16 protein-coding genes and 1 pseudogene are annotated in these 25,799 nt (G+C 68.6%); 5 read left to right on the forward strand and 12 right to left on the reverse strand.

All coding sequences use genetic code 11. The features are described 5' to 3' along the window. Positions 1-119: 119 nt before the first annotated feature. The 4 genes from ACIQRL_RS30785 to ACIQRL_RS30800 all read right to left on the reverse strand — a co-directional run bounded on the left by ACIQRL_RS30785 (position 120) and on the right by ACIQRL_RS30800 (position 6,055). Complete coding sequence (locus ACIQRL_RS30785) at positions 120-2,450, reverse strand: GH92 family glycosyl hydrolase (RefSeq protein WP_401337645.1); 2,331 nt, start codon at positions 2,448-2,450, stop codon at positions 120-122. Between the two features lie 307 nt (positions 2,451-2,757). Next, complete coding sequence (gene glgC, locus ACIQRL_RS30790; protein ID WP_401337647.1) at positions 2,758-3,987, reverse strand: glucose-1-phosphate adenylyltransferase; 1,230 nt, start codon at positions 3,985-3,987, stop codon at positions 2,758-2,760. Positions 3,988-4,068: 81 nt separating this feature from the next. Then, the gene (gene glgA / locus ACIQRL_RS30795) at positions 4,069-5,220 is read right to left on the reverse strand and encodes a glycogen synthase (RefSeq protein WP_401337802.1); all 1,152 of its coding nucleotides are present in this window, start codon (positions 5,218-5,220) and stop codon (positions 4,069-4,071) included. Between the two features lie 85 nt (positions 5,221-5,305). Next, the gene (locus tag ACIQRL_RS30800) at positions 5,306-6,055 is read right to left on the reverse strand and encodes a (2Fe-2S)-binding protein (protein ID WP_401337649.1); all 750 of its coding nucleotides are present in this window, start codon (positions 6,053-6,055) and stop codon (positions 5,306-5,308) included. 210 nt (positions 6,056-6,265) lie between these two features. Here ACIQRL_RS30800 and ACIQRL_RS30805 point away from each other — a divergent pair, with 210 nt between their 5' ends. Beyond that, the gene (locus ACIQRL_RS30805) at positions 6,266-7,660 is read left to right on the forward strand and encodes a DMT family transporter (protein WP_401337651.1); all 1,395 of its coding nucleotides are present in this window, start codon (positions 6,266-6,268) and stop codon (positions 7,658-7,660) included. Here ACIQRL_RS30805 and ACIQRL_RS30810 read toward each other — a convergent pair. Further along, a complete protein-coding gene (locus ACIQRL_RS30810) occupies positions 7,650-8,828 on the reverse strand; it encodes a transglycosylase family protein (RefSeq protein ID WP_401337652.1) in 1,179 nt (392 codons plus the stop codon). The genes ACIQRL_RS30805 and ACIQRL_RS30810 overlap by 11 nt on opposite strands. Before the next feature lie 527 nt (positions 8,829-9,355). Here ACIQRL_RS30810 and gndA point away from each other — a divergent pair. Then, complete coding sequence (gndA, locus tag ACIQRL_RS30815) at positions 9,356-10,795, forward strand: NADP-dependent phosphogluconate dehydrogenase (protein WP_401337654.1); 1,440 nt, start codon at positions 9,356-9,358, stop codon at positions 10,793-10,795. Positions 10,796-11,447: 652 nt separating this feature from the next. Here gndA and ACIQRL_RS30820 read toward each other — a convergent pair. The 3 genes from ACIQRL_RS30820 to panD are packed head-to-tail and all read right to left on the reverse strand — an operon-like array spanning position 11,448 to position 12,936. Then, positions 11,448-12,122, reverse strand: a complete 675-nt coding sequence (locus tag ACIQRL_RS30820; protein WP_401337656.1) for an aspartate/glutamate racemase family protein — start codon at positions 12,120-12,122, stop codon at positions 11,448-11,450. Continuing rightward, positions 12,122-12,466, reverse strand: coding sequence for a GNAT family N-acetyltransferase (locus tag ACIQRL_RS30825; RefSeq protein ID WP_401337658.1), 345 nt, complete (start codon positions 12,464-12,466; stop codon positions 12,122-12,124). The genes ACIQRL_RS30820 and ACIQRL_RS30825 overlap by 1 nt, the downstream gene beginning before the upstream one ends. 50 nt (positions 12,467-12,516) lie before the next feature. After that, entirely contained in the window at positions 12,517-12,936 is a 420-nt protein-coding gene (gene panD / locus ACIQRL_RS30830; protein ID WP_261706628.1) for an aspartate 1-decarboxylase, read from the reverse strand. A gap of 550 nt (positions 12,937-13,486) precedes the next feature. On the opposite strand from panD, the gene ACIQRL_RS30835 reads away from it, so the two are divergent. After that, positions 13,487-13,738 (forward strand): helix-turn-helix domain-containing protein, encoded by a 252-nt coding sequence (locus ACIQRL_RS30835; protein WP_401337660.1) that lies wholly within the window; start codon positions 13,487-13,489, stop codon positions 13,736-13,738. A gap of 451 nt (positions 13,739-14,189) precedes the next feature. On the opposite strand, the gene ACIQRL_RS30840 is transcribed toward ACIQRL_RS30835, so the two are convergent. The 3 genes and pseudogenes from ACIQRL_RS30840 to ACIQRL_RS30850 form a co-directional block, all read right to left on the reverse strand. Then, positions 14,190-14,774 (reverse strand): phosphotransferase family protein, encoded by a 585-nt coding sequence (locus tag ACIQRL_RS30840; RefSeq protein WP_401337662.1) that lies wholly within the window; start codon positions 14,772-14,774, stop codon positions 14,190-14,192. A gap of 166 nt (positions 14,775-14,940) precedes the next feature. After that, positions 14,941-15,186: pseudogene (locus tag ACIQRL_RS30845) on the reverse strand (transposase family protein); the annotation flags it as partial. A gap of 99 nt (positions 15,187-15,285) precedes the next feature. Continuing rightward, positions 15,286-16,458, reverse strand: a complete 1,173-nt coding sequence (locus ACIQRL_RS30850; protein ID WP_401337664.1) for a tyrosine-type recombinase/integrase — start codon at positions 16,456-16,458, stop codon at positions 15,286-15,288. Positions 16,459-16,533: 75 nt separating this feature from the next. On the opposite strand from ACIQRL_RS30850, the gene ACIQRL_RS30855 reads away from it, so the two are divergent. Then, entirely contained in the window at positions 16,534-17,193 is a 660-nt protein-coding gene (locus ACIQRL_RS30855; protein WP_401337666.1) for a hypothetical protein, read from the forward strand. A 75-nt stretch (positions 17,194-17,268) separates the two neighbouring features. Here ACIQRL_RS30855 and ACIQRL_RS30860 read toward each other — a convergent pair whose 3' ends face one another. Continuing rightward, a complete protein-coding gene (locus ACIQRL_RS30860) occupies positions 17,269-24,414 on the reverse strand; it encodes a polymorphic toxin-type HINT domain-containing protein (RefSeq protein ID WP_401337668.1) in 7,146 nt (2,381 codons plus the stop codon). 652 nt (positions 24,415-25,066) lie between these two features. Here ACIQRL_RS30860 and ACIQRL_RS30865 point away from each other — a divergent pair. Continuing rightward, on the forward strand, positions 25,067-25,792 hold the full coding sequence (locus ACIQRL_RS30865) for a hypothetical protein (RefSeq protein ID WP_401337670.1): 726 nt from the start codon (positions 25,067-25,069) through the stop codon (positions 25,790-25,792). The last annotated feature ends 7 nt before the right edge of the window (positions 25,793-25,799 follow it).

Here is a 25,799-nt window from a genome sequence, read left to right on the forward strand (position 1 = left end):
GTCAAACCCGGACTGGTGATTACGGTCAAGTACGATCAAGTTACGCACAGTTAACAGCGCATTAAGTCCCGCCCCTCGGAGGAGGGACGGGACTCGCTCACTTCATGACACGCCGGACGTCATTTCAGGACCGGGGGCGCCGCGGAGGCCGCCGTTCCCCACTCGGACGGCTCCGGGCCCACGGTGAAACGGATCGCGTGGATGCGCCGCAGGGTGGGGGTCGTCAGATACGTGCGGCCGTACGGCGATCCGTCCACGTGGGCCGACTGGATGTACCGCTGGGTGTCCGAGGTGCCGGGCGCCGTGACCGTCAGCGCCCCGAACGGGTAGTAGCGCCGGTCGAGCTTGAGGTCGACCCGCTCGAAGACGGGCGTGGACAGACCCCAGGTGTCGTAGCCGGGCTGCACCGGGAAGATCCCGATGGACGACAGGACGTTCCAGGCGGACATCGTGCCGAGGTCGTCGTTGCCTGTCATCCCGGTCGGCGCGTCCGTGAACAGGGTCAGCGCCGCGTGCACGACGTCGGTCGTCTTCCACGGCTGGCCGGTCGAGAGGTACGTGTACGGGGCGATCAGGTCGGGCTCGTTCTGCGGGTTGTACTTGTCCGCGTTGTAGTACGCGTACGGGCCGTTGACCCATACCTCGCGGGCGGTCTTCGCCGGGTCCTTCAGCAACTGCCCGTAGGCGAAGAACGAGTCGAGCCGGTCGTTCGCGGCCTGCTTGCCGCCGATCATGCCGATCATGCCCGGCAGGTCCTGCGGCACGAGCCACTGGTACTGCCAGGCCGTGCCCTCGTGGAAGCCGACGCTCTGCGCCGGGTCGACAGGGCCGGTGAAGGCCCCGGCGGCGTCCCGGGCCCGGAAGAAGCCCGTCGAGGGGTCGTGGATCGCGCGGTAGTTCTGGGACCGCGCCAGATAGCGTGCCGCGTCCTCGTCGTGGCCCAGCTCCCGTGCCATCTCGCCGAGCACGGCGTCCGACAGGGCGTACTCCAGGGTCACGGAGGCGCCGTGGTCGTAGTCCGAGTCACCGGACTTCGTGTGCGGGCGGCCCTGGAGGTAGGGGGCGAACCCGTTCGCGATGTACTCCCGGGCGGCCTCGCGGCCCACCGCGGGCGAGTCGGCGGGCGGCACGCCGTCCGCGTTCTTCTTCAGCGCGCGGTACGCCCGCTCCTCGTACCCCTTGAGCAGACCCTGCTGGAAGGCGTTGGTGAGGAAGGGGGTGACCGGATCGCCGGTCATGATGTTCGTCTCGACCGTGCCGTAGCCCCACTTGGGAAGCCAGCCGCTCTCCTCGTCGATCTTGAGTACGGAGATCGCCATGTCGCGCGCCTCACGCGGGGCGAGCAGGGCGAGCAGCTGCGACTGGGTGCGGTAGGTGTCCCACAGCGACCAGTTCTGGTAGTACGTGAATCCCTTGGCCCGGTGGATCCGCTGGTCCCAGCCGGTGTAGCGGCCGTCGGCGTCACTGCCGATGTTGGGCGCGAGGAAGGAACGGTAGAGCGACGAGTAGAAGGTGCGGCGCAGGGCGTCGGTGCCGCCCTGCGCGCGTACGTCGCCGAGCCGGTCCTCCCAGGCGCGGCGGGCGGCCTCGCGGACCTCGTCGAAGGAACGGCCGCCCTCGGAGCGGAGGTTGACGGCCGCGCCGCGGGCGTCCACGTACGAGAGTGCGGTGGTCGCCTCGACCGTGCGGTCCTCGGTGGTGTCGAAGCGCACGAAGGCGCCGGTGCGCCCCGTGGTGCCGGCCGCCTCCCTGGCGCCGGTGACGGTGTCGCCGTTCCAGGTGCCCGCGGTGGTGAACGGCCGGTCGAAGCGGGTGATCGTGTACACCGTGTAGGGCTTGGTGGCCCGGCAGAAGCCGCTGCCGGTGATCGCCGTGCGGACGGTCCGGTTGTCCAGGATCTCGACCTTCGTCGAGACCGTCTTGTGCAGCGACTGGCCTGCGTTCAGCAGCACGTTGGCCTTGTCGGTGGCCGGGAAGGTGTAACGCTGCACGCCGGTCCGGGCGGTGGCTGTCAGCTCGGCCCCGATCCCGCCCTTGAGGTCCGCCCGGTAGAAGCCGGGGTGGGCCTCCTCGGTGTCGTGGCCGAACTCCGCCGCGTACTGCGCGTCGTCCGTCCGGGTGACGTCTCCCATCGTGGGCAGGACCGGCAGGTCACCGCCGAGGCCGCAGCCGACGCCCGAGAGATGGACGAGGGAGAATCCGCGGATGTGGTTCTGGGAGTGGTCGTAGCCGGTGTCGTGGCCGGTGTCCGGCGAGAACTGCACCATGCCGAAGGGCACGGCGGCGCCGGGATAGGTGTTGCCCTCGTTCTCCGTTCCGATGAACGGGTTGACCAGATCGGTGAGTTGGCCGTCGCGCGGCTCGGCGGCCTGTGCGGTGGGCAGGGTGAACAGCGCGGAGGCTGCCACCAGCCCGGCCGTGCACAGGCGCAGGCGCCGGGTCCATCTCATGCGGGAGACCTCCGGTGGGTGATCGACAACGTTGTCCTCATGCATGGTCGGGGCGGGGGACCGGCTTTCCGGGCAACCGGAAGGGATCACGCGGACGCGTCGCGTCCGGGCCCGGCACGTCCGGGACCACCCCAGGGGATGACATCGTTGTCAGAGCACAACGACGATGTCGTCCCGGGCCATCGGCAAGACAACACGCGATGCGGACCTCTGTCCAGGGACATGACAAACGCGGGCCGACAACGGCCTGGAGTCGCCGCCCCCATGGGCCGGGTGTCCGAGGCCGCCGTCCGCCCGCGTCGGCAGGTCAGGGCACGCGCTGGCCCTTGCCCAGGGCGATCACGCCGCCCTTCGAGACCGTGTAGAGGTCGGAGTCGCGCTCCGGGTTGACGCCGATCGTCGCGCCCGGCGGCACCTCGACGTTCTTGTCGAGCACCGCGCCGCGCACCACGGCACCCCGGCCTATCTTGACGTTGTCGTGCAGGATCGAGCCCTGCACCACCGCCCCCGGATCGACGACCACACCCGGCGACAGCACCGACCGCGTCACCTGCCCGCGGATCAGGCACCCCGCGCTGATGATGGACTCGCTCGCGATGCCTCCGGCGTTGAAGCGCGCGGGCGAGAGCTGCCCGGAGCTCGTGTAGACGGGCCAGCTCCGGTTGAACAGGTTGAAGGCGGGACGCTCGGCGATCAGGTCCATGTGGGCGTCGTAGTAGGCGTCGAGGGTTCCGACGTCACGCCAGTAGCCCTGGTCGCGGGTCGTCTCGCCCGGCACGTGGTTGTCGCTGAAGTCGTAGAGCTGCGCCTCGCCCCGCTCGGTGAGCGCCGGCAGGATCGAACCGCCCATGTCGTGCACGGAGTTCTCGTCCTCGGCGTCCCGCTGGAGCGCCTCGATCAGCGCCTTGGTGGTGAAGAGGTAGTTGCCCATCGAGGCGAAGACGCATTCGGGGTCGTCCGCGAGGCCCGGCGGGTCGGCGGGCTTCTCCAGGAAGCCCCGCACGCTCTGGCCGTCGGAACCGGGGCTGATGACGCCGAAGGACGACGACTCGGTGCGCGGCACCCGTATTCCGGCCACCGTCACCCCCGCGCCGCTCTCGATGTGCTGGGCGAGCATCTGCCGGGGGTCCATCCGGTAGACGTGGTCGGCGCCGAACACCGCGACGTACTCCGGCTGTTCGTCGTGGATCAGGTTGAGCGACTGGAGGATCGCGTCCGCGCTGCCCAGATACCAGCGGGGCCCGAGGCGCTGCTGGGCCGGTACCGGCGTCACATAGTTGCCGAGCAGGCTCGACATCCGCCAGGTGGTGGTGATGTGCCGGTCCAGCGAGTGCGACTTGTACTGCGTGAGCACGCAGATGCGCAGGATGTCGGCGTTGACGAGATTGGAGAGTACGAAGTCCACGAGGCGGTACGTGCCGCCGAAGGTCACCGCTGGTTTCGCCCGGTCCGCCGTGAGCGGCATCAGCCGCTTGCCCTCACCGCCCGCCAGTACGATTCCCAGCACCGAAGGTCCACCGCGCCCACCGCGCCGCATGCCGCCGCCCCTCTACGCCCGGTCGGGCCACGCCCGGCTGCCCGGGCCCGCCCCATGTTCTGAAGTTCGTCTGTCCGATGGTTACCCCGGTTTGAGGACTTCCTCGTACAACTGGACCGTCCTTCGGGCCACCGCGTCCCAGCCGAACTCCTCGACCGCGCGCCGCCGTCCGGCCTCGCCCATGCGGCGGGCCGTGCCGGGGTCGGCCAGCACGGCGTCCAGGGCCGTCGCGAGCCCCGCCTCGAAGTCGCCCCCGAGCGGCACGAGAAGGCCGGTCTCGCCGTCCTCGACCACCTCGGGAATGCCGCCGACGCGCGAGGCGACCACCGCCGTCCCGCAGGCCATCGCCTCCAGATTCACGATGCCGAGCGGCTCGTACACCGAGGGGCAGACGAACACGGCGGCGTGGGTGAGGAGTTGGATGACGTCGGGCCGGGGCAGCATCTGCGGGATCCAGTGCACGCCGTCGCGCACCGCGCTCAGCTCCTGGTAGAGCTCGCGGAACTCCCGGTCGATCTCCGGGGTGTCGGGGGCACCGGCGCACAGCACGACCTGCGCGGCCGGGTCGATGTCCCGTACCGCGCGCAGGAGATGGGGCACGCCCTTCTGCCGCGTGATGCGGCCGACGAACAGGATGTACGGGCGGCCGGTGTCCAGGCCGATCCGCTCCAGGACGTCCGTGCCGGGGTCGGGCCGGTAGAGGGAGGTGTCGATGCCGTTGTGCACGACGCGCACCCTGGCCGGGTCCAGGACCGGGTAACAGCTCAGAATGTCCTCGCGCATGGCGCCGGAGACGGCGATCACGGCGTCCGCGGCCTCGATGGCGGTGCGCTCGGCCCAGCTGGACAGGGCGTAGCCACCGCCGAGTTGCTCGGCCTTCCAGGGGCGCAGCGGTTCGAGGGAGTGGGCGGTCATCACATGCGGGATGCCGTGCAGGAGCTTTCCGAAGTGGCCCGCGAGGTTGGCGTACCAGGTGTGGGAGTGGACGAGTTCGCGGCCTTCGAGGGCGGCGGCGATGGAGAGGTCCACGGAGAAGGTGCGCAGGGCGTCGTTGGCGCCGTCGAGCGTGGGCCAGGGCCGGTGGCGGAAGACCCCGCCGGTGCCGCCCTCGCCCCAGCAGTGCACATCGAGCTCGGTGAGGGCGCGCAACTCCCGTGCGAGGAACTCGACATGGACGCCCGCACCGCCGTACACGTCCGGCGGATACTCCCGGGTCAGCAGTCCCACGCGCACACAGAACCCCCGTCGTAGCCGGTTGGTGCCCCTCATGGTCACTCAGTTGAAGCCGATACGGAAGACCACGCGGGAAGCCCCTCCGTCAGGTCCGCCGGGGCGCGGGCCGCGGCGGGCGGTCGAAGCAGCAGTCGCCGCAGACTCCGCCGCCGGGCACCCGGTAGTAGAGACAGCAGCTCCGGCGGCGGAGGGTCCTGGGGTCGAGGGCGCCGGAGAGGCCGGGGTGCGCGAAGAGCGGGCCGGCCAGCGTCCTGGCCCGCTCCCCCACGTCCGGGCGTCCGTGGGCGAGCGCCCAGCGGTCCAGCTGACGGACGGTTCCGGCCAGGGCGGAGGCCGCGTTGCCCCACAACAGGCCCGGTGAGACGCGGTGGCGCGAGCGCAGGGCGGCGTTCAGCGGGACGAGGAGTCCGGCGCGTACGACCGTGTCGAGATCGGCCACGGGCCGGACGCGGACCTCGGTGAGCCAGAGGTCGTCCGGAGCACTGGCGTCCGGGTCCCAGCGCAGCAGCTCCGGATCGAGGTCGGGCAGCCGGCCGCAGAGCGCCGCGGCGCCGAGCGCGATCGACCAGAAGCGGGCCGCGAGACCCTGCTGTGCCACCGAGGCCGCGACACGCGCCTCGGGCGCCCGAACACTCTCCGCCACCTTCTGGACTCGAAAAGTTATCGGATCCGCGTAAACCTCCCCGGGCGTCTCGGATCGCGGGTCCGCCCAGGCGCTCGCGAGGGTGAGGAGGGGGCCGCGCGGCGGTACGCCGGTGCGTAGTACGAAGAATCCGCCGAGCGCGTCGAGCGCCGCGAGTTGGGGTTCGAGGTCCACGAAGAGCAGTAGTACCAAGCCCCCTAGGGGTAACCACCAGTGGATCGGTCCGTGGTGTCGCCCACCCTGGGGAGGACAAGGGGCGATTCGTACTCCATCGGCAGTAGGACCCAATGACTGCTCAGGGACGACGACGAGAACTAAATCGCACGGCATCGTTGTTTGCATGGAAGCCGTTCGTTCGTCGCGCCGGGCCGCCGCTCCGCGCCGTACGCAGAGGAGGGACTCATGAGTGCCCTCGCTTTGTCCGTGGTGCTGTCGTTCGTCTCAGCCGTCGCGTACGCGGGCGGCGCGATCATTCAGGAGCAGGTCGCGGTGACCGCGACCTCTCCCGGCCAGACGTACGCACCGCTGCGCAGGCCGGGCTGGTGGGCCGCCGTCGCGCTGACCGGCCTGGGCGGGCTGCTGCACGTGGTCGCCCTCGCGTTCGGCCCGCTGAGCCTCGTGCAGCCGCTCGGCGCGCTCACGATCGTCTTCGCGCTTCCGATGGCGGCCCTCTTCGTCGGCCGCAGGGCCGGAGCGGCCGCCTGGCGCGGCGCGATCATGGCCACGGTGGGTCTGGCCGGCCTGCTGGCCCTGGTCGGCGCGTCCGACACGCAGTCCCTGAGCAATGCCCAGCGCCTGGCGCTGGGCATGGTGGCGGGGGGCGCTGTCGCGGCCCTCATGGTGGCGGGGCGCGCGGCGCACCGGCACGCGGCCGTGCGCAGTGTGCTGCTGGCGGTCGCGGCGGGCGTCGCCTTCAGCATGTCGTCCGTGTTCACCAAGACGGTCGCGGTGGACTGGTCGCAGCACGTGTCGCTCGCCGATCTGTCGAGTCTCGCGGCCATAGGTGTCTTCGCGACGGCCGGCATGCTGATCTCGCAGGCCTCCTACCGGGGCGCCGGCCTGGAGGCGCCGCTGGCCACGCTGACGGTGGTGAACCCCGTCGTGGCGGCCGCGGTCGGCATCACGATGTTCGGCGAGACCTTCCGCTACGGCGCGACCGGCACCGCGCTCGCGCTGGGCTGCGGCGTCGTCGCGGCGGGCGGTCTGATCCTGCTCACCATCGAGCGGATCGGCAGCGGCGACCGACCAGCGACCCCTCACCCGGAGCGCGCGGCCCTGCCAAACACCGACGGCGGGGAGCCGGCCGACGACGCCCACCGGCCCGCCGACGAGCCGGCTCCGGTTGCCGTCGCGGCCGCCGGGTCGGAGCCGCGTCCTCCCGAGCCGGCCGTCGCTGCCTCATCCGTACCGCGCTTCCCCGAGCCCGCGGTACCGGTCGTGGCCGAGTTCGGCGCTCTCACGGTCACCGAGGCGACCGTGGAGAAGCTGCTGGACGGTCTGCCCAGGCCCGCCGGGGGCGAGGACGGGTCCGTACCGGCCTCGCAGCCGGGTGCCACGAGCGTCGTGCCACCGGCTCCGCAGGCGGGCGGCGAGGCCCTGTTCCGGCCGGCCGGACAGCCCACCGCCATCGGCGCCTCCGTTCCGGCTCCGCTCAGGGCCGCCGTGCCGGCGATGGAGGTCGTGGCCTCGCGGGGCCCGGCGGCCAGGGACGAACTGCCCTTCCTGACCGCCATGCTCGGTGTGCCCTACGTGCCGATGCCGTTCGTCAACCACCGCCGCACCCGCGTCAAATCCTGACGCCGCCCGCCCGGAGATAGGCCACCGGGTCGATGTCCGAACCGAAGCCGGGCCCCGTCCGCACCTCGAAGTGCAGATGAGGGCCCGTGCTGTTGCCCGTGGACCCGGAGCGGCCGATGCGCTGGCCGGCCACCACGCTCTGCCCCGCCTTCACGGAGATCGCGGAGAGGTGGCCGTACTGCGTGTAGCGGCCGTCGGCGTGCCGGATCACCACCTGGTAGCCGAACGATCCGCCCCAGCCCGAGCTGACCACATGACCGGCGGCGACCGCCGCGACGGAGGTGCCGGTCGGCACGGGGAAGTCGACGCCGGTGTGGTAGCCCTTCTCCCAGTGGGAGCCGGCGGCACGGTAGGGCGTGCCGGTGGCCGCGTGCACTGGGGCCACGAGCGAGTGTGTCCCGGCCTTGTCCGGAGTGGTCCTGGACGGGGTCGTCGTATGGGTCGAGGCCTTCTTCGCCGGCGTCCGCTGGTGCGTCGTCGAGGGCGCCTTCGCCGGCGCGTGCCCCGCGGGCGCCTGGGCCTTGCCGCGCAGGGTCAGCCGCTGGCCCGGCAGGATCAGGTCCGGATCGGAGCCCACGGTCGGCCGGTTCGCGGCGTACAGACCCTGCCAGCCGCCCTGGACATGCCGGGAGTCGGCGATACCGGAGAGCGTGTCACCGTGCACGACGGTGTACATCTCGGTGGTCCCGGCCTGCGACTGCGGTGTGGTCTGCGGCTTCACGTCCCGCACCGAGCGTTGTTTCGCCGGGCGCGGCGAGGTGCCCGCCGGGCTGATGTCGGGGGTCGCGCCCCCTCTGGTCAGCCCGCCGTGGACCGAGCACACCGGCCAGGCACCGGGCCCCTGGCCCTTCAGCACCCTCTCGGCGACGGCGATCTGCTGGTCCTTCGTGGCCTGGTCCGCGCGCCGGGCGTAGGCCTTGCCGCCGTACGCCTCCCAGGTGGACTGGGTGAACTGCAGTCCGCCGAAGTAGCCGTTGCCGGTGTTGATGCTCCAGTTGCCGCTGGACTCGCAGGCGGCGACCTTGTTCCAGGTCCCTACGTCGGCCGCGTGGGCGACTCCGGCTCCGACGAGCGGGAGCGCGATCCCGGCGCCGCCCGCCGTGACGGTGAGTGAGGCGCGGTTGATCCTGTTCGGCTGATACCGGCGGTGCCGGCCGCGTACGGCCATGAGGGAGCCCCCCTAGACATGCGTCAGGAGCGGCAAAAGTAAGCGCTGTGAACAGGACAGGACAAGACGGCAACCGGTCGCTCCGAAAAGGCGGTTGCCGGGCTCCCGGACCGCATACGGCCCGAACGCGCTCCGCACGGTGGGTGACCGTGCCGGCGCGGGACCGGGGTGTGGCGTCCGCCGCTCCGAGGCCTGCCGACATCGGGTTCCTGCGTCCGGCGACGGGCGGCCGTCCCGCTCGCCGGAAGGGACCGCGCCGGAGCGGGGCCCGCCTCCGGGGCGCCGGACACCGTCGCTGCCGGCACCGGCCGTCGAACGGCCTGTCCGAAATCCGCCCTCGCGACGCGGGGACGTTCCCCTCCGTGGACACCTCCGACACGTCAGGATGGCCCGGGGCAATACTGACGAGCAGACGGACGAGCACGACCGGCAGTACCGCTACCGGGACAGCACGACCGGCCGTACCGATACCGGGATCGTTCCCGTGCCGGTCACCGGACTTACCGCACTTCTTAGGAGCCAACCGAATGAGCACTTCAGCCCAGATCGGCGTCACGGGTCTCGCGGTCATGGGGCGCAATCTCGCCCGCAACTTCGCGCGCAACGGCTACGCGGTCGCCGTACACAACCGCACCGTGGCGAAGACGAACGCGCTGGTGGAGGAGTTCGGCCACGAGGGCACGTTCGTGGCCGCCGAGACCGCGAAGGAGTTCGTGGCGGCGCTGGAGCGGCCCCGACGCCTGGTGATCATGGTGAAGGCGGGCGAGCCGACCGACGCCGTGATCCAGGAGTTCGCCCCGCTCCTGGAGCCCGGCGACATGATCATCGACGGCGGCAACGCGCATTTCGCGGACACCCGGCGCCGTGAGCGCGCGCTGCGCGAGCAGGGCATCCACTTCGTCGGCACCGGCGTCTCCGGCGGCGAGGAGGGCGCGCTGCACGGGCCGAGCATCATGCCGGGCGGCTCCGTCGAGTCGTACGCCTCGCTCGGCCCGATGCTGGAGAAGATCTCCGCGAAGGCCACCGACGGGTCGCCGTGCGTCACGCACGTGGGTCCCGACGGCGCCGGGCACTTCGTGAAGATGGTCCACAACGGCATCGAGTACGCCGACATGCAGCTCATCGGCGAGGCCTACCAGCTGCTCCGCGACGTCGCCGGGTACTCCCCCGCGCAGATCGCGGACATCTTCCGCACCTGGAACACCGGCCGTCTCGACTCGTATCTGATCGAGATCACCGCCGAGGTGCTGTCGCACGTGGACGCCGCGACGGGCAAGCCGTTCGTGGACGTGGTCCAGGACCGGGCCGAGCAGAAGGGCACGGGCCGCTGGACCGTGCAGATCGCGCTGGACCTGGGCGTGCCGGTGTCGGGTATCGCCGAGGCCGTCTTCGCCCGCTCCCTGTCCGGACACGCCGACCTGCGCGCCGCCTCGCGCGACCTCGCGGGCCCGAAGGCGCGGCAGCTCGACGCGTCCGAGGCCGGGGCCTTCGCGGACCGGGTGGAGCAGGCGCTGTACGCGTCGAAGATCGTCTCGTACACCCAGGGCTTCCACGAGATCGTCGCGGGCAGCGACGAATACGACTGGAACATCGACCTCGGTTCCGTCGCCTCGATCTGGCGCGGCGGCTGCATCATCCGCGCGGCCTTCCTCGACCGCATCCGTGCCGCCTACGACGCGCGGCCCGACCTGCCGAGCCTGCTGTCGGACGAGACGTTCGCGCAGGAGATCGCGGCGGCCCAGGACGACTGGCGCGAGGTCGTCGTCGCCGCGACCCGCCAGGGCGTGCCCACTCCCGGCTTCTCCGCGGCCCTCGCCTACTACGACGCCCTGCGCGCCGAGCGCCTGCCGGCCGCACTCACCCAGGGGCAGCGGGACTTCTTCGGGGCGCACACCTACCGCCGGACGGACCGCGAGGGGTCGTTCCACACGCTGTGGGGCGGCGACCGGTCGGAGGTCGAGGCGTAGGGCACCCGCCCGGATCAGCCCGGGTGCGCGGTACCTGGCTCGCGGTCCGCACCCGATGTCCTGTGCCGTTCAGCAGCGGCCGACGCGGCGCGGCATCCGGGCGGCCCCGGCCGGGCGCGGGAGTCCCGGTTCCTCACGCGCCCGGCCGGGAACCCGTCGAGGCCGGGCGCGCGGGGACTTCCGTCAGGTCAGGGGCCCGGGCTGGGGTTCCGGTACCGGGTCGGGGCCCGGCGGTTTCGGGATCGGGGACGGGGAGGGCACGGGTTCCGGACCGGGGACGGGGTTCGGCCCGGGGGCGGGATCGGGGCCGCCCGGCTTCGGCGTCGGGTCCGGGAAGGGACTCGGCCCCGGCGGCTCGGGGCTCGGACCCGGGGTCGGTCCCGGTGGTACGGGGTCGGGGTACGGATGCGTCATGGCGGCCCTCCAGCCAGTCGGTGCGTCGGCTCTGGACTTGTCCCACGCGTACCCGGCCAGGGCGCACCCAGTCACCCCGTCGCACGAGGGACCGCGGTCAGGTGGACCTGCCCGGGTGCGCCGGGCGGATGCTCGCCGCCCCGCGCGGGGGTGCTGCCCGGACCACGAGTGGGCCCGCCCTCGGTGCTCGGCTCACGGTCGGCCCGCCCGCGGTCCGAGGCCCGGACGGCCGGCGGAGCTACCGGGCGTACGCCGCGCGGACCGCGTCCGCCGCCGCGGCGAGCCCGGGACGGGGGCTCGACAGCACCGGCACCGAGGTGGTGGTGAACCGCTGGGCGGCCGTCATGGACGCCTGGGCGAGGACGATCGCGTCGGCGTCGGTCACCGTGTCGGCGGCGACGGCCACGACGCGGGCGCAGCCGTCCGTGTCCCCCGCCTCGAACAGCGCCCACGCGCCGTCCACCAGCGCCGTACGGGCATCGACGGGGCGGCCCGCGCGGCGGGCCTCCTCCTCGACCAGCGCGAGGGTCGGTTCCAGGGTGCTCGCCACCGTCGCGAGGACGACGACCCGGGGGCCCGCTGCCACCGCGGCGGCGGCCATGGGACGGTCCACGCGGAGCACGGGCACCCCGGCGTCGGCCCGCTCGGCGACCTCGCCGATGGTCGAGCAGGTGCAGAGAACGGCCCGCGCTCCGTCGGCGACGGCCGCGGCGAGCAGCGCCCGCACGTCGTCGGCCACCGCTTCGGGCCCTTCGCGCCGGGCCCTCGCGAGCAGTTCCTCGTCGACGAAGTGGCGCAGTTCCAGGCCCGGTTGGGCCTCGTCGCGCAGCGCGTCGAAGACGGGGACGTGCGCCGGCGAGGTGTGCAGCAGGGCGAGCGGTCCGAACCCGGGCGGGAGCGGCACGCCGGCCATCAGAAACGTCCGGGATGCGCCGTGAGCCACTCCACCGCGGCGGTCAGCAGCGCCGGATCGGCCACCGGAGCCTCCGCGGGGTGCCGCGCCGCCCACTTCACCACGTACGGGCAGAGCGGCGCGACGACGACGCCCTCGCGCGCGGCCATGACGTACAGCTCGCGGGCGAGGGAGCCGGCGATGCCCCGGCCCTCGTGCTCGGGTTCCACGATGGTGTGCACGGGGACGAGGGCTCGCGCGGGCTCGTCCAGGACGAAGTACTCGATGCGCCCGACCACTTGGCCGTCGGCAACCGCCTCAAGGCGGCCGGCGGGGCGGTCGTCGCGGATCTCGATGTCGCTCACGGGCACTCCTCGGGTCCTCGGTTCCAGGGGTCCTGCGAGGCCGCCGTGGATCAGGCGGTGACGGCCTGCGGGCTGCGCTGCTGGTCCGAGCCCGGTACCGGCTCGGACGGGTCGGCGCCGAGGGCCACGATCCGGTTGTCACGGTCCACGTGCACCACGCTCGGCCGCAGCGCCCGCGCCTCGGCGTCGGTGACCTGAGCGTAGCTGATGATGATCACCAGGTCACCGGGATGCACGAGATGGGCCGCCGCTCCGTTGATCCCGACGACCCCCGAACCGCGCTCCCCCTCGATGACGTACGTCTCCAGGCGGGCGCCATTGGTGATGTCGACGATATGAACGAGCTCACCGGGCAGCAGATCGGCCGCGTCGAGCAGATCTGCGTCGATGGTGACGGATCCCACGTAGTGCAGGTCGGCCTGGGTGACCGTGGCACGGTGGATCTTGGACTTGAACATGGTACGCAGCATCGAGGTACTCCCACAAGTAGGCTCCCTGCCTGCGTTTTTGCAGGTCAAGGGCTGTTTCTGAACCTTATAACGAGTCGCACGTCCGGGCAGCTTTCCCCAGGTTTTGCAGGACTCATGCTGACCACTTGAATGCTTCGCCCGCTCTCCCGGACCCCGCCACAACGACGGCCCAAGCCTACGCAGCACCCTTCGAAGGCCTTCCGTGATCACCGTCACTCGGACGTTCTGGGCGATAGCCACGAGCGATGGCGGTCGAGCGGGAGTCGGGCCACGCGCCACCATGGGTCAGCCGACCCAAGCCCCTCTATTTCGCCGAAGGAGGAGGCCCCCATGTTCATCAAGGAACCTCAGTGGCCAAAGGGCGCGGCAACATAGCAGCGGATCGCCGGTTAGCCAAACCGGCGATTCTCATGACCATGGCTACAGCTCGTCCGGTGACTCTTGGAGGTGACACAGGGCGGGTGTCAAAGACGGTTGAAATTCGGCCAGAGCAGAGCGCGAGCCGATGCCGCGACCACGCTCATGCCAGCCTCAAGGAGCCATCTTGCCCGTGGAACCGCAGTCGCACCCCGACGAGACCCACACTGATATCAACTTGTCGCGCGGGCGCCGTAGCGTCGAGCCCGTCCTTATGGACACTGCTGAGGTCGCAGCGATGCTCAACATGTCCACAAGCTGGGTCTACAGGGAGGCATCGAAACTGGGCTTGAAGGGCTACAAGCTCGGCCGAGGCAGGAACTCCAAGGTCCTTTACAAGAGAGCTGAGATCTTCAAATGGCTGGAGCAGCAGAAGGTCCATTAGAAATAGGAACCGGCGTTCACACCACCAAATCTGTTCCAGCACGCGGCCTCCAACTCCTCAAACAAGCTTGGGTGCAGATCTATTGAAGGCCTGGCCCACCTACGGTTGCATGGATCGAGTCCATCATCGCCACGGGGTCCATCACCGTAGACCTGCCTGTCTCTCACGGCACCTATTTTCCCGCGTCGGCGCCGTACGGCCGGGCGTATCTGGCACGGCGTGGCCTTGCTGGATCAAGAACCCGCAAGCCACCCTTGTGCCGGACACCCTTAAAAAGATCTGCACCCAGCGAGGTTCTCCTTGAATCCCCGGAAGAACTACTGTGCACTTCGTCGGCGTCCGAATCAGCGCGCCCATTCTCATCCCGCGCCCACAGCCACCCCGCACGGAATTGCGCAACATGTTCGACCTGCGGCTCAAAATTCAAGCGCAACGGTGCTGGTCCGCTCCTTCAGAAGAACTTCGTCGTCTGACCATGCGCGGCGATACGCGCGTGGTCAGAGTGCGTCAGGTCGAGGCTCGGCTCGATGCGCGCTACAGAATTCCGGTCCAGTGCCACGGCTTGGGCGCCGTCCGGCCGCGGAGGCAGTCGACTCGGTACTGCGCCTCGGCTCGCCACTGTGGTCGGGTCGCTGCGTGCTGGGCCGCGTACGTCGTCATGCGCAACTCGGGCACCGGCCAGGAGTTCGTAGCCCTCCCACTGGGTGACGTCCATGCCGTACTCGGCGCAGAACTCGGCGTATTCCTCCTCGGTCACTGCGCCCGTGGTCGTTGTCTTGAGAGCCGTTGAGACGAGGTCCCATTCCGGCGGGCCGATGGTGACGCGTTCGAAGTCCATGAGGACCGGGCCGTTGGCAGTGCGGGCGACATTGCCGACCCACGCATCGCCGTGCACCACGTAGTCGGGCCGCCCGTCCGGGCGCTGCTCCCACTGTTCCGTCAGTTCCTTGAGCCGTCCACGGAGCCAGTCGCGGTCGTCCTGGGTCAGTGAGGTCGCCGCGGTGATGCGCTCGGAGACGCGTACGAACGGGTCCAAGCGCCCCAGGGGGAAGTCGGGGGGCGTAGGGATGCAGTCGCTTCAGTAGCTGCACGACGTCTTTGACGGAGCCGTTCTCGTGCGGCAGCAGTTCTTCCGGGATCGTCAGTCCTTCGACCTGCTCGGCAAAAGTGCGACGCGCACAATCGGCGACATCGCAGAACAGTCGCCGCACCGACAGGTCGATGACCACCGCACGCCCGCCCACGGCGGCATCGGCCAGGCGCCGCTGATACCAGCTGTGGACCCGGCGCGAGGGAACACCACAGGCCGGACACGGCAGCACATTGTCTCGAGTGCGGGCCTCGACCCGCACCACGCCATCCTCCACCTGCACCCGTTCCACCAGCACCTTCTCCAGGTGCGGAAACACAAGGCCGAGCCAGTCGTCACACACTGTAGACCGTGCCACCAAGATGACGCCGCGTCACCCTGTCACGGAAATCTTGACTGAGCCTGAGCACCACCGAGGTGTGATCCTTGGTGGTGCTCAACGGGCTGTCAGTTCAGGTCACGCCGGGACCAACGGCGGTGGGTCGTCGTCCTCCTCTTCGTTGAGGGCGTTGCCCATGGCCTCGATGGCGTTGCGCTGGAGGCGGGGGCGGACGTGGGCGTACACGTCGGCGGTGATGTGGATCTGGGAGTGTCCGAGCAGGTCCTTGATGGTGACCAGGTCGACGCCCTGCTCCAGCAGCAGGGTCGCGCAGGTGTGTCTGAGGTCGTGAAACCGGATGCGGCGGATCTGGGCCTGGTAGCACAGTTTGCCGAACTGGCGGGTCAGTGTGCTGCCCTCCACCGGTTTGCCGCTCGGGCTGGTGAACACCAGGTCCTGGTCCGGCCACACGCCGCCGGCTGACTCGACCTCCTCCCGTTCGGTCATCTGTCGTTCGCGGTGGGCCAGGAGGGAGTTGACGCATTCTCGGGGCAGGACGATCCGGCGCTCGGAGGAATCGGTCTTGGTGCCGTAGAACGCCAGCCCGCCGGCTGGACTGCGCTGGAGGGTCTGGCGGATGCTCATCACGCCTTGTGTCAGGTCGAGGTCTGACCAGCGCAGGCCCAGGACATCACCCTTTCGCAGGACGGTCCGCAAGGTGAGCTCGATCAGCGCACCGAGGCGGCTGCCGCGAGCGGCCGTCAGGAGCCGACGTGCCTCCGCTCCGGTGAGCGGTTCGAACGCCTTCGGGCGGGTGTCGCCGAGCCGGATCGAGGAGGCGACATTGCGCGGCAGCTCGTCCTCACGAACCGCATGCGCGAGGGCGGAGGACAGCACGCTCCGGAGGTACTGCAGAGTGCCCGGGGACACCCGCTTGTCACAGCACCGGCCGATCGCGCAGCAGCGCGGCCGGGAGGTCTGGCGCTTGGCGGCCGGGTCGCGGGCGGCGTCCCAGCCCTCGGCGCAGCACTGGCAGGCGGTGCGGACCTGGTGCAGCCACAGGCGTACGTCCTTGGGGGTGAGGGCGGCGAGCCGCTTGCTGCCGATGCCGGGGATGATGAAGGTCCTCACGTATCTGTCGTAGGTGGCGTAGGTGGTCTCGCGGAGATTGTGGACGGCGACGGTCTCCATCCAGGCGGTGAGGTAGTCGCCGACGGTGGTGGTGGCGTCGGAGGCGACGGGTATGCCCTTGTTGGAGGCGGCGATCTTCTCGATGAGCCGCCGTTTGCGCCTGGACGCAGCCTCCCTCACAGCCTTTGGCCGACGCGTCTCGGCCACAGCCCAAGCGATGACAATTCCTCGCCGGAGCCGTGCCATAATCACACCATGATTGATCCGCCGAGCATCGACTTGCCCCGATTCCTTGCTAATTGGTACGGATCTCCCGATGCTCCGCCGAGCCGCCTGCCGGACAGCGCCGCATGGCTGCCCGAACCCTTGAAAGAATGGCACGAGCTTTCGTCTCAATGGACAACTCCGCTCATGACTCTCAAGAGGATGCGAGCACCAGAAGAGATCGCAGTAAAGGGCGGAAAAGCCATCTTCATGGCAGACCCCGGAGATGCAGTCTGGGCTTTCGATCCAGACAGCCCAATGGATGTCTACGAAGGTGAGCTCTACGAGGGCTGGGAAAAGTCCACAGAGAGTCTTTCTGAATTTCTGATCCATAACGCCTTGAATGAGGCCGCTTACAACGCTACATCCAGGCGGGCTTGCGACGAGGTGGCAGAGAGTCGACTTGATGACATCCTGGCCCCAATGACAGAGGTTACATTCGGAGGGTGGCGATGGCCCCGCCCGGGGCACCGAGTCTTCATGAGCGATGCACTCGTAGCCAGCGTGGGGCCAGCCCTGGAGGACCAGGCCCCCTGGGGAAACAGGCCGGGGTATGTGCAAGTCCAAATTGGCAGCAACGATCCGGCTCTTCTGGCCTATCTTGACGAGCTGGGCGGTCTCCGCTGGATGAGGTCCGGTCGGATCGAGTAATAGACACCGGAACATCGAGGCTCAGGAAGCAAACGACCCCGGCAGGGAAACCCTGCCGGGGTCGTCGAATTTCTACTAGCCCGCGCCAACAAACGGAACGGTCTGCATACTTCCGTCACCCGCTCGGAAGGTCACCCTGAGCGTCGCACCTGGCGGCAGCATCGTCGGGAGCCTGTCAGTGCACGCTCCGCAAATATAGTCGCCGCTGAGGAAAAGATGCCCGTCCATGACGCCGGTCCTCCGCATCTCGGCTGCCGCCTGAGCCTCCAGGTGATGATAGAAATCACCAGCACCCGGAGGGCGGACATATCCATCCCCAACATTTCCACGTCCGGACGACAGGGCAATCGAACTGTCGTGACCCTCCAGGTAGAGAGCTCCGCTCATGTTGCCCGGATTTGCGAACTCACCGCTCGCCGCATTCGCAGCAGCAAGCCCTTGCTCGTTGGTAAGAATGCAGCCGTTGGAATTGTGGACCAAGACCGGCGTGGTCCCAGCCAGCACATAGTACGTGTGGAGCTGTTGGACAGTGAGGTTGTACATGTCCGCCGCACCCAGACGAACCCGGACGTCGAGGATGCGAACGTGCCGGTTGGTTGCGCTCTCTAGGACATGCCCCGGCTTGAGGCGACCGGCTGGCACCCAGGTGTGGTCTGTGTCGTCCCAGAATGGGTGGCGCGAGGTGGTGTGAATAATGGCGGAGTGGTGCGGTGCTGTTTCGATCGACAGGTCGATCAAGTCGTTGTCGTGGTTGACGAGGCGTGCCAGGACCACACGTGGACCCCGATGCTTTCCTGTTTGGGGGTCAGCGGCCTCGACTTTATCACCGCTTTTGATCTTCGCTATGGCCTTGATCTTGCCGTGGGCCATCAAAACCAGGGTCGCAGGCGTGAAACTACATGTCACCCCGAGGAGTGGGGCATCATCTTCGGGAAATCGGCCACCACCGAGGGCAAGGAATGGCGCCGCGAATCCGTTATTTTTTGCCGCCTCGTAGATACTCGAGCTAGTATCTGCTCCCGCATCCTTCGCCCATTTGTCGGTCTCTGCACGCGACGAGTCAGAGCTACTGCAGGCGTCCGAGAAGATCCAGCACGCCGGATTCGCGAAGTCGCTTATCTTGTCAAGACCGTTGGCTACGCCAGCGAGCTCCCCCGCGATGATCGTCGTCGCGCTGGCGTGACCATGGGACTGCATAGGGACCGTGACCACACCACACGGGTTGAGCAGGACGAAATAGCAGCCGCCACTGCCACTGCCACCGCCGCCGCCACTGCCGCCGCCACCGCCACTATCACTGCGGCCGCAAGAACCGTGGTGGCAGCTGCCGGCACCGGGGTTGCCCGGGTCTATCGGACCGTCCGTGATGATCTGCCCTGAGCCATCGCCTTTGGGGGTGCCGACACCGCATACATCCGCGAAGCAGAGGCCGGTGGGGTCGCTGTTGGTGATGGGGTTGTCGCCGGCGTAGGAGTAACCACCGAGTTCCTGGGGGCTGGTGGCTTCGAAGACGGGGTCGACGCTGATGAAGCGGCCCAGGGTGGGGTCGTACTTGCGTGCGCCGACGTCGGTGTAGCCGGTGGAGGTGTCCTGGGGTTTGCCGAGGTAGGAATGGGTGGGGTCGGGCCAGGTGGTGGTGTTGGCGCTGGTGCGTGGCTGGCCGTAGGGGGTGTACTGCTGGCGGGCGATCTGCTGGGTGGTGGTGTCCATCGAGAGGGTCGCCGTGCCGTACGGGTCGTTGAACAGGTACTTCACTCCACCGCCCGTGAGGCTGGAGTGGACGGCCACGGGGGTCCCGGCGCCGCCGTGGGAGTAGTTGCGAACGGCGCCGAGGAGGACGTTGGGGGTGACGCCGGTGTTGACGACGATCTGGGTGTCGCCGACGAAGAGGGTGGTCTGGCCGGGGTCGCGGCGGATGAGCTGGTTGCCGTCGGCGTCATACAGGTATTTGGTGGTCGTGGGGCTGGAGCCGCTGGTGTCCACCTGGGCCAGGTGGCCCTCGTCGTCCCAGGTAAGGGTCTGGCCCGGTCCGGTGGTGGGGGTGCGGGTGTGCAGGTTGCCGTTCTCGTCGTAGCCGAACGTCGTCGGGTTGGTGCCACCAGTGGTGGCGGTCAGGGTGTGGGGCTGGGCGCCAGTGGAGTTGCAGTTGGCGGTGCAACCGTTGGCGTAGGTGGTGGTGGTGGTGCCGGTGCTGCCGATGGCGTGGTCGACGCTCTGATGGCGGTTGCCTATGGCGTCGTAGCTGAAGGACTGCCAGTAGGAGCCGGGCGTTGTGGTGAGCGTGCCTGAAGTGGGCGGGTTGGCGGCGCAGTTGTCTTTGCCGGTCCAGGCGTCGGTGAGCCGGTCCAGGGCGTCGTAGCTGTAGCACTGCTGGTCGGTGACGGTGTTGCCGGTCTCCGACTGCTGGTCGGTGATGGAGGTCGGATTGCCGGAGGCGTCGTAGGCGTACTTGGTGTCATCGACGGTCGGGCCGGGTGCCTGGGTCCGGCTGATGAGGCGCTCGGTCGGCCGGAGGGTCTGGTCGTCGTAGTGGTAGGTGGTCGTGGCCGGGTTGGTCGAGGCGCCCTGGGTGACCTGCGACAGCGCCCCGTAGTCCGTATAGACGGTCCCGTCGACGTAGATGTCGCCGGTGCTGCTGGTTCTCGTCGGGTTGCCCAGCGCGTCGTGCTCGTAGGCGATGGTCTCGCTGTTCAGCCCTTGGGCGCGCGGGTCACTCTGCGTCGCCAGCAGCTGGTCCCTGACGGTGTAGGTGTACGTCGTCGTATAGGTCGACGGCAGCGGCGCCTCGGACGCCGGCAGGGTGACCTTGGTACCGGTCGGCTTGCCAAGGACGGTGTAGCCGGTGGCGGCGACCGTGTAACCGCCCGTCACACCCTGGACATAGCGGGTGGAGGAGGTAGGCAGGCCGACGCGCAGCGTGTCGTACGTCCAGGAGGCGAACTGGAAATTGGACTTCGACTTGTCACCACCGGTGAGTTTGCGGCCCAGGAGGTCGTAGGTGTAGTCGAGTTCGATCTGCTTGGCGTCGTCGGTGGTGGACACGAGGTTGCCGGCGTCGTCGTAGCCGTAGCTGCTCTTGCCCGCGTCCGGGTCGTTCTGGGACTTCTTGCGTCCGAGCAGGTCGTAGTCGGATGTCCACACCGTGTGGTCGGGTCCGGTGACCTGGTGCTGCTGGCCCGCCGCCGTGTAGGCGTAGGTCGTGGGTGAGGCGGTGCCGCCGGTGGCGGTGAAGCCGGTGGCCGCGGTCCCGGAAACGGTGGGGGCCGCCGTGTACTGGTCCAGTTCGGTGGTCTGGCCTCGTGCGTTGACGACTGTCGAGGTGGCGACACCGCCCTTGGGAGGCAGGACGGTGGTCCTGTCCCCTGTATAGGCGGTGGTCGTGGTCCAGGTCTTGGAGCCGTCGTGCTCTTCGGTGACCAGACCGGCGCGGCCGAGTCCGTCGTGGTCGGTGACCGTGGTGTCGGGGATGGTCACCTGAGAGACTGGAACGAGCGTACTGACGGGGTTGCCCGCGACGCTGTAGGCGTTGTTGGTGTCAACGGTCCAGCCGTGCGAGTCGTACTCGATGTCGCTGACCGTGGTGCTCGTGTTCTCCGCGGTCGCCTGCGTCTGCAGGGGGCGCAGCATAGCGTCGTACAGCGTTTCGCTGGTCGCGTAGCTGCCGTTGTCCAGCAGGGTGTTGGTGGCGACGACCGAGGGGCCTGTCTGGGACAGGTTGTAGGTGTAGGTGGTGTTCGCCGGTGCGCTGTTGGCCTTGCTCTCGTTTGGCAGCCAGACGGCCGTGCGACGGCCGAGCGCGTCGTAGGTGACTGAGGTGAGCAGGCCGGCCGTGCTTGTGTTGGCGGTGGGCATGGCTCGGGCCGGGTCCATGGTGCTGCTGGTGACGTGGCAGTCCTTGGAGCTGGCCGTGCCGGTGGTGCAGGTGGCTCCGGGGGTGACCTGGGTGGCGGTGACGACGCTGGTCGGAAGCTCTCCCGTCGCGGGGGTGTAGCTCGTAGCGGTGCTCTGGGACAGGCTGGTGCTGTTGGGGGCGGTGGAGTGGGGGGTACGGGTGATCAGCGTGTTGCGGCCGTAGCCGTCATAGGTGGTTGCCGCCTCGTCGACGAACGCGGTCGCCGTGGCGCCGGTGGCGGCGGACGCCTTCTGGACGAGGGTGACGTCTCCGGTCTTGGGGAGCGCCGGGCTCTGCTGACCGTCTCCGTCGTAGGCGAAGGCGTTCTTGTCGTAGGAGGTACGGACGTCGGAGATCAGGGTGCCACCCGGGGTCGCTCCGGCGGCGGAACAGTCCTGGTCGGTGGCAATGATCTCGGCCGGCACAACCAAGGTGTCCAACGCACCGGTGAGGTAGCGGGTGTAGGCACACTTTGCGGCGTTGTCGCTGTCAGCGGTCTCGCCGCGGTCGTTGATCTGCGCGGGCATCCCGGTCGTCGACTTGCCCAGGGTGGTGTTGTAGAAGGTATCGGTCTCGGTCTTGCGCCAGCCGTAGGAGACCTTCTGCCGGCTGAGGCTCTTGGCGGTGCGGACCATCTGCGCCGTCAGGTCCCGGAGACCGCTGCGGGATCGGGAGGCCGTGGGTCCGATGATCGTGGGTACGGTGACGGTGGCCTTGTCCAGGCTTCCGGTGGCACTGGTGTAGGTGTCGGTCTCGAAGACCTGTCCGGCCAGCGCGTTGTCATCGGCGACGGAGGTGGCGCCGTCCTGGCTGGTGAGCGCGGGCACCGAGCGGGTCTTGCTGCCCGGCAGTGTGTCGCCGTTCATGCCCAGGAAGTAGTACGTCTTGCTCAGCGTCTTCTGGTCATAGACCTTGGCGCCGTCGGTCAGGTGGAAAACACTGGGATCACCGGTGGTGACGTCCACCTCCGGGTAGCCATGGAACTGCCCCCAAGTCCGATTTTTCGCCTTGACGACCTCGTTGTCGTCGTGATGCCAGCCCGGATTGCCCTTGTAGGCGTAGTCCGTTTCGAGCTTCGGCTCGGTGCCGTCCTGGAAGGAGTTGTGCGGGTCATCGGTGACAACCGAGGTGACCTTGTACTTGTAGAACCAGTCCATCATCGGTGCCGGCTGCCCGTACGGGGTCCAGTACACCGGGAAGCACGACAGCGTGTTGGTCGACGCGAAGGTCTGGGCGGCCGCGTCCGTCGGGTCTGTGGGGTCACTGGCCGGGGCGCCGGAGCAGTTGGGCCGGTCGTAGGTGACGGTGGTCTGGGCGCCGGTCTCGCTGGTGACCGTCTGGATGCGGTCGTGGTACATCAGCGGCATCTGCGGGATGGTGCCCACACGGTTGGGAAGTTGCAGGGGCGGATCGAAGCTCACTGCCGGTGTGGACGTGCTGCCCGCTGCACCGCCCAAGGTGTCCAGGCCGGTGCGCTTGATGGAGTCCAGCCACAGGGTGGGGGCGTGGTCGCCGCCGTCGGGGAAGGACTGGGTGAATGTGTACTTGTCGACCTGCTGGGTCGCGCCGCCCGTCTGGATCTGCGTGGTGATCGACGTCAGGCGCTTGCGCGACCAGAAGCTCGGACCGTGGTTCGTACAGCTCGCCCCAGAGGTGCAGTTCAGGTCGATCGGCACATCCGGCCAGTACGCGGCGTTGGCGGTCGTGAACTGGCTGTCCGCACAGGTGTTGCCCGACGGAGTGCCGGGGATGCACCGCTCTCCCGTGGTGTCGAAGAGGATCTGCTCCGGCGCCGTGCCCGAGTAGATGCTCGTGGAGGTCATGCCGTAGTCGATGCGGGAAAGGACGCCACTGCGGGTGTAGGACACTGCGGTGTCCTTCAGGTCCGCACCGTAGTAGCCGGTCTCCGGTGCGTAGTACCAGGCGGTGGCGTTGTCGTGCAGGTCCACCGCGTAGTCCAGGTTGAACCGGTACCCGAGCGTGCAGGAGGTGGCGGCGAAGTCCGTGCTGTCCGGGCAGTCGGATACGCCAGCATGTGCGTGGTAAACCGGCTCAGTCCAGACGGACTTGGTCTCGCCCTTGCCACTGGTCCAGCCGGGCAGGCGGTTGAGGCCGAAGAAGTACTGCACGCCTCCCTCGGTGACCTTGAAATACTCACCGTTCTTGGTGCCGTTCGAACCGCCCGAGAGGTCCTCGATCTTGATTGTGGAGTTGTCGTCGGCTGGACGGAAGCTCTTGGTGGCGTCGTCGTAGACGATGTCGGTGGACGTACCGTTCAGCGACAGGGTCAGGATCTGTCCCGCCCAGCACTGATCGCCGTCGCCCTTCGGAGCACCGGACGAAGAGTCGTCGCTGCACGACTTGTAGGTGCGCTCGACGTAGTTCTCCGTCGACGTCCAACCGTCACCCAACCACGACGACTGATTGTTCGTCCCCTCGGTACGCGCGTCCTGACCTGCGGAGCTGTACGACAGGCCCACTTGAGGCGCTGCCCCACCGATCGCCGACGGCACCGTGATCGGGTAGCTGTACGTGAACGCGCCCGTGTTCCCCGAGGTCGACCAGGAGCCGCCCGGTGACAGAGCGGTAGCCGAGTAGTCACCGGATGAGCCGGAAGCCCCTGCGGTTGCGGCCATGACGACCATTGCGCTGGATGCGCTCATTGCCGAGCGCGAAGAGACAGCCGTGCCCGAGGCCGTGGGCGAGCCCGGCAGCAAGACTTGGGCGGACAACGGCGCGCCCGGGGCCGTACGTACGGCGGTCTGCGTCTGGCACTTGGCCAGCTTCGGCGTGGTCAGCACGCAGGCGGGCAACTGAACCAAGTGCAGGCGGGAGGCGAAGTCACCGCCGAAGGCGTAGCGGAACGAGGAGTCGTCCACTCGCAGCGGGATCTTTCCGTTACCGGGGCTGGTGCGATGCAGCGTGAACAGGACACCGTGGACACCGGCGGCACGCGCGGCTGTCTGGTCCAGCATCGTGACCCGCACTCGCTGCGCCCCGGTGACTGGCTGGGGCTGCGAGCCTGCGGCAGCACCGAGCAGGACGGGGATGTTTCCGGCCCGTACCTGAGGCGCCTTGGCGATCAGGCTCGCGAAGGGGGTCGCGTTGGGCAGGGTCACCAAGGCGCTGCCCGGTGCGGGTAATTTCGCCTGACCACGGGGATCGAAGTGTTGGAACTTTTTGGGAGATAAGCCCCGCTTGGGCCATGGGCGGGCCAAGGGGACCCGTTTGTTGTGCGGAGCGGCAGGAGCCGACATGTTCCGTTTTTCCGGCGTGGCCGCCGCGGCCACGCCGGCGGGTAGCAGGCTCACCACCAAGGCGCCGGCCATCACCACCGCTGTACGACGAACCCTCCGGGCAGCCCAAACTGCCCGACCGCGTCTCCACCCCGAAATCCGCGCCATCCTGTACGTCCCCTCCCTGGCCCCAATCCGCTCAAGTTCGTTTTAACTTCAGCGATTTGAGTGCACGTCAAAACGGAGGCACACGTCAATCAATCCCCCCGCAGGAAATCAAGCTAGGGCCTGAGGTCACATCTCCAGGCAAAGGATCTTCCGGGGAAAAGCAAAGGAACCGCACAGACTGGAACACAAGTGACCTTCCATGTGTCAAAAGTGGACCCAGTATGGGCACTTGGCGATCAACTGGTGATGGACCCGGCTCCCACCGGCCCCAGAGAATGCACAGCGGCGCGGGACCCACGGGGGGAACCGCATAAACTTGCGAAGGACCCTAACTTCGATGTCCGCTTTTCGCGTACCTGTCGGCGCGTCCAGACGTCCCGCATCGAGACCGATCGCCGCCGCAGTCATCGCGTCCCTGACTGCCGGTTCACTGGCCGCTACGACACCGGCTCACGCTTTATCGAGTGCACCGACCCCATCACGCCAGGCCGCGTCCCCGAGCGACCGCCCCCAGTCCGCCCTACGCCTCAACCCCACTGAGTCGGCGTCCGCGCAGGCGAAAGCGACTGGCAAACCAGTGACCGTCGACTCGCTCACCGGCAGCGGAACCGAAGTGGTGGCCAACCCGGACGGCACTTTCACCCGGACCGATTCCTCGATGCCGCAGCGCGTGCAGCAGCAAGGGAAATGGGTACCCATCGACACCACTCTGGTGCGACAGACGGACGGGACCTGGGCACCCAGAGCCGCTGTCACGCACGTGACCTTCTCCGCCGGTGGCTCCGGCGCACTGGTCACGATGCGCGACGGAGCCGACAGGCTGGGCTTCTCCTGGCCGGGTGCACTTCCCAGACCGGTAATCTCCAAAGACACCGCCACCTACCCCGAAGTGCTCCCTGGAATCGACCTCCAGCTGACGGCGGACGCCTCTGGGTACTCCTCGATCCTGGTGGTCAAGACCCCCAAGGCCGCCGCCGATCCGCGGCTGCGAGGTCTTGCCTGGAACACCACCTCGACCAACCTCAAGCTGGCCACCACCTCAGACGGCGGCGCGCAGGCCACCGACAAGCACACCGGTAAGACGCTGTTCCACAGCGACACCGCCCTGATGTGGGACAGCACCGGCCAGAACACAGGTAGCGCTGCCCGCGCCCGGACGCCGGCCATCGCTGCCGCACGGGCCGAGCACACCGCAGCGGCCAAGGTCGGCCGGCACCGTGCCCGCGTCCAGGTGACCCTCAAGCACGGCAAGCAACTGCTCGGCCTGGACAAGTCCCTGCTCACCGCCAAGACCACCACTTAGACCGTGT

Origin of the sequence: Streptomyces sp. NPDC091209 (assembly GCF_044757755.1) — a bacterium.
Taxonomy (GTDB): domain Bacteria; phylum Actinomycetota; class Actinomycetes; order Streptomycetales; family Streptomycetaceae; genus Streptomyces.